We start from the raw sequence: 4406 nt of genomic DNA on the forward strand, positions 1-4406 counted from the left end.
AGCCGGTCGCTGAGCATCTTAAAGTGATGAGGTTCCCGGAAGAACTGGGACACATTGGTGGTCAGGGCAGAGATCATGAAACGGCGTTCGCATGCTCCGTCTTCTGATGCGACATGGTCTGCGTAGGCAGAAAACGCATCAAGGTTGAGCGCGCGTAGCCGATGCCTGAGCCTGGACCGAACCATCAGTTTTTTCTCGCGGACCAACTTGATCCCACACTCGCGATAGGCCAATGCGGCAATCGTGTCGAACTGCTGGTCGTTCAACAGAGGCAGATCTTGCGTTTGACGCATCAAGCGGCGTCACTTTCCGGCAACGCGACGACGCATGGCAAGTCCAAAACCCGTATCATGCGATTGTTCACTAGCGTTATGGCCTCGATGACATTTGGGCCGTTCTGCGCGGCGGTGTCTGGTGGTTTTTGCATGTCCTCAGGGTCAAGTGCCACGATATCCGAGACAGCATCAACCAATAGACCGATTGTCGATCCCTCGTTCTGGACCACAACGATGACGGCTCGGTCGTCCTGATCACACTTGGGCAAGCCCAAACGTTCGGCCAGACCCATGATCGGAAGCACAGTCCCCCGCAAGTTGATGACGCCGTGCATAAAGCTGGGCGCAAGTGGCATTGGGGTTGCGCGCGTCCAACCGCGAATTTCGCGAACGGTCATGATGTCAAGCGCATACTCCTGATCGCTTAACTTAAAAATCAGCAGTTCCCTTTGCTTCGTTGTTTCTGTGGTGCTCATGCTTGGGGTTCCAATCTCGCACGCTTTGGGGCAGGTCTTTTGGTTGTGTTTGGTACAATGTCGGCTGGGTCGAGGATTAGTGCCACCTGCCCATCCCCCAAAATCGTCGCAGCGGCGATCCCCGGTGGGCGGCAACAGTTATCATCAAGTCCTTTAACAACAACCTGTCGCTGGTCGTGGACCTTATCGACGAGCAACGCGACCTGCGATTCGTCCTCTAAGATCAAAAGCATCGCTATGCGGTCATTAACCGTGTCACAAGGAGGCCGATAGCCAAGCGCTGCCCCCAGATCAAACAGTGGAACAATGCCATCTCGCACACGAACGACAAAATGGCCCGGTTGGATTTGTTCGAGGAGACTATCCGACAGCGTGAGGGTTTCCGATACAATGTTTAATGGCACAACAAGGGTTTCGCCTGCCACCTCTATGACCATGCCGTCCAGTACGGCCAGGGTTAGTGGAAGGGATATGTTGAAGGTCGTTTCTGCGTTGGGTTCGGATGCGATTGTGATCCGACCACTCAGATGATGGATGGCGGTGCGTACCACATCCATGCCGACCCCACGCCCTGAAAGGTCAGACACATCTGGTGCGGTCGAAAATCCTGGCAGGAATAGAAGCGCGTCAATGTCCTCGTCGGTCATAGTCGCATCTTCTGCGACAAGACCCTTTTCGATCGCGGTTCGGAGAACCTTTTTCCGATCAATGCCTTGTCCGTCATCCGAGATTTGGATTAGGACGCGCCCAGATCTATGCGCCGCACTTAGCCGGATTTCGCCATGCGCAGGCTTGTTGCACGCACGACGGACGTCCGAGGACTCAAGTCCGTGATCGACTGCGTTACGGATCATGTGGGTGAGCGGTTCAACCAATTGTTCGATGACCGTTTTGTCGATCTCGGTTGCCTCCCCCATGGTCACCAGCCGAACGTCTTTGCCGACAGATGTCGAGGCCTCACGCACAACGCGCGCCATGCGTTGAAACAGTGATTTTACAGGCTGCGCTCTGATCATCATGACACTGTCTTGAATATCTCGCGTCAGACGTTGGAATTCTTCCAGCCCGTACATGGCGTCAGAGTGGAGAGACACTCCTGCGGTTTGCAGACTTTGGGCCAGCATCGACTGATTGATCACCAATTCGCCGACCAGATTTGCGAGACGTTCGACCCTATCTACGTCGACGCGCACAACAGACTTACTTGGTGTGGCGCGCGCGTTGCGTTGATCGTCTGTTCCGGGCCGGATGGCTGTCCCGGGATCCGTTTCCAAGCCTTGTGCGTTGGCGGAGATCTTCATCCTGCAAAGGCCGTCGACGAATTCGAGTTGGGATGCGACATCTGCTTCGTCGACATCAGTTGTCAGAACCAGTGACCAGCTTAGATAGGTCTTTTTTAGTACCAGCTGTTCAAGTGTGGGCAGATCACTTGTGTTGCAATGTACTTCGATCTCACCAAGGGCGTCCAGGCGGTTGATGACATCTGAAACCTCGTGCCCCGTTTCGAAAAAGCCAATCTCGGGTGCGAAGAAGATGTTGTATTCCACGCAAGGCTTGGATGCATCTTCGCCGACCACAGCATCACTGGTATCTATTTCAACTGCTTCGCGTGCATTGTCGTTTGCATCCTCTTCCCGCAAGGCTTGGCTGATCTGCACGTTCAGTTCGCGCAGTATTTCCTCAGCCTCTGCTTTCGGAGGGTCGAGATCATCTCGACACGCCCGGACCAGGTCCGACAGGTGATCTGATGCGCGAAAGAACACGTGTAGCAGGTTGATAGTGGAACGCGCTTTACCCGTGCGGATGCTGTCCAGGGCGGTCTCGAACTGGTGTGCAAACTGCACCAACGTCTCGAACCCAAAAGCACCTGCGCCTCCTTTGATCGAATGGACGGCACGGAACACCACATGAATTGTCTCTTCGTCGTGGCTGCCGCCAACGAGAGCCTGCAGTCCATCCTGCAATGCCTCAAGCAATTCCTCGCACTCGACAAAAAAGGAAGCGCGAATTTCAGCCATTGGGTCCGGAGACGTCATCGTCTTGCTATCCAGCCACCATTTGCAGCGCTTTCACCAGTTTCGCCGGATCGAAGGGTTTGACGATCCATCCGGTGGCACCCGCGTTGCGCGCACGCATCTTCATCTCAGGGGCCGCTTCTGTTGTGAGAACGAGGATCGGTGTCGTCTTGTGTTGACCACAGTCACGAACCGCGTCGATGAAACCGAACCCATCCATACGAGGCATGTTGATGTCCGTTATGATGACATCCGGATCGATGGCTTCTAGGACTTCTGTACCATGAACGCCATCTTCGGCTGTGTGGACAGTGAAACCCGCGGGTTCCAACGCGAAACGGATCATGTCGCGCATTGTACGGCTGTCATCAACAGCGAGAATTTCAAGGTTCACGTGTCTTCCTCCTGCTGTGTCAGATCCCAAAGTCCCATCGCGGACAGTTGGTCATGGACAGTGTCCTGCACGTGCAGAACGCAAAAAGATGTTCTGTTTTCAGCGGCCTGGCGCTGCGCACTGAGCAACACTTGTGCTCCCAACGCACCAATATGCGTGGTGTCTTGAGCGTCCAGAAGGACATCACTGCTTGCTGGGTGCGCCAACAGTTGCGACAGCAAATGAGGTGCAGACGCCGCGTCCAATCGTTGGGGCAGGGGAATTGGGTCAGCCATGACGTGCATGGCATGTTAGACCATTTTGATGGCTCATCCGGTCCCTCCTGATCGCAAAACGTAAGGATGGTTTACCGGACGGTCTGTTAAAGGCGCGTTACTGAAGCTGTGCTTTGGGACTATGTCGGCATTAAAAGACAAACCGCCCGGCGTAACGTGCCGAGCGGTTCATGTTTTTGTCGTGCAATCAGGAGTTAGCCGCGGCGCCGGCGTCCACCGGCCCGCCCACCGCGCCCGCGGGCTTCTTCGCCCGCTTTCGGTGCAACGCGGTTGAACTTGATCCACGCACCGCCACCTTCGTCATTGTTGGTCAGGAAATTGGCTGCACGGATGGCTTCCATTTCCTTGCCAGCGCGCGGCATTGTCGATCCCATGCCAAACATCTGCGCGAATGCTTCGTCGTCCATCCCGTCAGGCAGAACGATCCCTGCTGCCTCAACCTCGGCCCTTTTTTCAGCAATTTTCTTGGGACCGACCGGCAATGCAACCGGATTCATAATGGCCGACGTCATACCTGCCCCCATTGCCATTGGCAGGAAGGCGTTGTTGATGCCGTGTCGGTTCGGCAGGCCGAACGAAATGTTCGAAGCGCCGCACGTCGTGTTCACACCCAGTTCTTCGCGCAGACGGCGCACAAGGGTAAAGACTTGCAGCCCCGCGGTTCCCATTGCGCCGATGGGCATCACAAGCGGGTCGACAACAATGTCATAGGCCGGAATACCGAAGTCGGCTGCGCGTTCCACAATCTTCTTGGCCACGGCAAAGCGAACATCAGGATCCTCGGAAATGCCCGTGTCATCATTGGAAATGGCAACGACCGGCACATTGTATTTTTTGACCAGTGGCAGCACGAGTTCCAGGCGCTCTTCTTCCCCGGTTACCGAGTTCAGAAGCGGGCGACCTTCTGCGGCGGCCAGGCCGTTCTCCAGTGCGCCGGGCACGGAACTGTCGATGCAGAGCGGGCAGTCCGT

General features: G+C 55.6%; 5 protein-coding genes and 1 pseudogene. All 6 read right to left on the minus strand.

The window, feature by feature from the left end; translation table 11 throughout:
- A pseudogene (locus AC6RA8_RS08890) lies at positions 1-293 on the minus strand (CheR family methyltransferase); the annotation flags it as partial.
- Positions 293-751 carry a chemotaxis protein CheW gene (locus AC6RA8_RS08895; RefSeq protein WP_500352124.1) on the minus strand — a complete coding sequence of 153 codons (459 nt, stop codon included), beginning with the start codon at positions 749-751 and terminating at the stop codon, positions 293-295. The gene AC6RA8_RS08895 and the pseudogene AC6RA8_RS08890, both read right to left, overlap by 1 nt.
- Positions 748-2787 carry a chemotaxis protein CheA gene (locus AC6RA8_RS08900; RefSeq protein WP_500352126.1) on the minus strand — a complete coding sequence of 680 codons (2040 nt, stop codon included), beginning with the start codon at positions 2785-2787 and terminating at the stop codon, positions 748-750. The genes AC6RA8_RS08895 and AC6RA8_RS08900 overlap by 4 nt, the downstream gene beginning before the upstream one ends.
- A gap of 7 nt (positions 2788-2794) precedes the next feature.
- Complete coding sequence (locus AC6RA8_RS08905) at positions 2795-3160, minus strand: response regulator (protein ID WP_500352128.1); 366 nt, start codon at positions 3158-3160, stop codon at positions 2795-2797.
- Positions 3157-3435, minus strand: a complete 279-nt coding sequence (locus tag AC6RA8_RS08910) for an STAS domain-containing protein (RefSeq protein WP_500352130.1) — start codon at positions 3433-3435, stop codon at positions 3157-3159. Before AC6RA8_RS08910 ends, AC6RA8_RS08905 begins: the two co-directional genes overlap by 4 nt.
- 194 nt (positions 3436-3629) lie before the next feature.
- Positions 3630-4406, minus strand: a 777-nt coding sequence (locus tag AC6RA8_RS08915; protein ID WP_500352132.1) for a dihydropteroate synthase, incomplete at its 5' end; no start/stop codon positions are given.

It is taken from the genome of Tateyamaria sp. (assembly GCF_059783535.1).

Coding starts and splice junctions, on each gene's coding strand:
- AC6RA8_RS08900 (WP_500352126.1), bottom strand. CDS start 2,787: ATGACGTCTCCGGACCCAATGGCTGAAATTCGCGCTTCCTTTTTTGTC.
- AC6RA8_RS08895 (WP_500352124.1), bottom strand. CDS start 751: ATGAGCACCACAGAAACAACGAAGCAAAGGGAACTGCTGATTTTTAAG.
- AC6RA8_RS08910 (WP_500352130.1), bottom strand. CDS start 3,435: ATGGCTGACCCAATTCCCCTGCCCCAACGATTGGACGCGGCGTCTGCA.